The organism is Protofrankia sp. CiP1_Cm_nod3 (genome assembly GCF_982290655.1).
Genome location: NZ_CEVIVD010000004.1, coordinates 1,330 through 3,250, shown reverse-complemented (window position 1 = coordinate 3,250; position 1,921 = coordinate 1,330). Strand labels below are relative to the sequence as shown.

At 72.5% G+C, this 1,921-nt stretch carries 2 protein-coding genes; one reads left to right on the top strand and one right to left on the bottom strand.

Going from position 1 to position 1,921, the window contains the following annotated elements; all coding sequences use genetic code 11:
• Window positions 1-864, bottom strand: an 864-nt coding sequence (gene rpsB / locus AC5LUJ_RS02015; protein ID WP_493464371.1) for a 30S ribosomal protein S2, incomplete at its 3' end; no start/stop codon positions are given.
• 380 nt (window positions 865-1,244) lie between these two features.
• Between rpsB and AC5LUJ_RS02010 the strand changes: the two genes are divergently transcribed.
• Window positions 1,245-1,886, top strand: a complete 642-nt coding sequence (locus tag AC5LUJ_RS02010) for a M23 family metallopeptidase (RefSeq protein WP_250285136.1) — start codon at window positions 1,245-1,247, stop codon at window positions 1,884-1,886.
• The last annotated feature ends 35 nt before the right edge of the window (window positions 1,887-1,921 follow it).

The following is a 1,921-nucleotide window of genomic DNA, read 5'->3' as shown; positions in this document are numbered from 1 at the left end:
GGCCGGCGTGGCCGGCGTGGCCGGTGCCTGACCGGCCGGCTGCTGCGCCTCGGAGCCGGCCTCCGCCGACGCGTCGGCGGAGGAGGCCTGCCCCCGCAGCAGCTCCTGCTCCCACTCGGTCAGTGGCTCCCCCCCGCTGGGCGTCTCCGGCTTGACGTCCGCCGACGTCGCCCCGCCCGCACGGGCCACCAGCCCGTCCGCCACGGCGTCGGCCACCACCCGGGTGAGCAGGGTCGCGGAGCGGATGGCGTCGTCGTTACCGGGGATCGGGTAGTCGACCTCGTCCGGGTCGCAGTTGGTGTCCAGGATCGCGACGACCGGGATGCCGAGCTTGCGGGCCTCCCCGACGGCGATGTGCTCCTTCTTGGTGTCGACGACCCAGACCGCGCTCGGCACCCGGGTCATGTCCCGGATACCGCCGAGGGTCCGCTCGAGCTTGGCTTTCTCCCTGGACAGCACGAGCTGTTCCTTCTTCGTGCGGACCTCGGTACCACCGGTCAGCTCGATCTCCTCGAGCTCCTTCAGCCGTTGGAGACGCTTGTACACCGTGGAGAAGTTGGTAAGCATGCCACCGAGCCAACGCTCCTTGACATAGGGCATGCCAACCCGCTGCGCCTGCTCCTCGATGGCTTCCTGGGCCTGCTTCTTCGTACCGATGAACAGGACGGTGCCACCATGCGCGACGGTTTCCTTGACGAAGTCGTAGGCACGGTCGATGTAGGACAGGGTCTGCTGCAGGTCGATGATATAAATGCCGTTGCGCTCCGTGAAGATGAAACGCTTCATCTTCGGGTTCCAGCGCTTCGTCTGGTGTCCGAAATGCACACCGCTCTCGAGCAACTGCTTCATGGTGACGACGGCCACGGCTCGTCGCTCCCTTCTGCGCCGGGGGTACCGACGCACCTCGGTTACCGGCCCCGGCCAGTGGCCAGGGCCCCTGACGCCCTGCTGGCCCCTACCGCCGCGGATGGCAGCGGACCGAGGGAGCCTTCCAGCCGCACCGGAAGGGCGGGCGGAGAAGGGCGTGTGGATTCAGCTCGATGGTTCGAGCCGTTCCCCAATCCTACGCCCACCCGCGCGCCGCCCCCCAGCGGGTTGTCCACAGGCGGGTTGTCCACAGGCAGCCGCCCGGCCGTGACCGCCGGGCCCGCACCGGTCACCGTGGCAGCAGCGGGAGCGGACGCGGGCCGCCACGGGCGCGCCCCGGCTCCCGGGCCCGCACGTCGCACGCCCCCGGAGGCGCCATGATCCCGCCGTCCCGACACCGCCCGTTCCTTCTCCTGCTGCTGACGGCCGCGCTGCTCGCCCTGGTGGCCACCGGGTGGCCGCACCCGCTGACCGGCTACGGCACCCGAGCGGCCACCTCCCCCGTACAGCCGGCTCCCACCCGGCCGGCTCCCACCCAGCCAGCAGTGCTCGACAGCGGCGTCGGCACGGGCCCGGCGTCACCAGGGCGAGCCGTCGCGGCATCATCAGACCCGCTCTGGCGCGCCCCGCTGGACGGGCCGCTCGTCCTCGGCCGCCCCTTCAGCCCGCCGCCGTCGCCGTACGGCCCCGGCCACCGCGGCGTCGACCTGGTGGCCGCCCCGGGTACGCAGGTGCGGGCCGCCGGCCGGGGCGTCGTCACGTTCGCCGGAACGATCGCCGGACGAGGTGTGGCGGCCGTCAGCCACGGATCGTTGCGGACGACCTACGAGCCGGTGGATCCGACCGTGGCGGCCGGCCGGACGGTGGCCGCGGGCGAGCCGATCGGCCGGCTGGTGGCCGGGCATCCCGGCTGCCCCGCCACCGCCTGCCTGCACTGGGGCCTGCTCGAAGGGGCCCGCTACCTCGATCCACTCAGTCTGCTGCGGCGCCGTTCACCGCGGTTGCTGCCCCTCGGGTGAGCCGGCCGCCCCGGGCGGGATCGTCTGCCATCGCT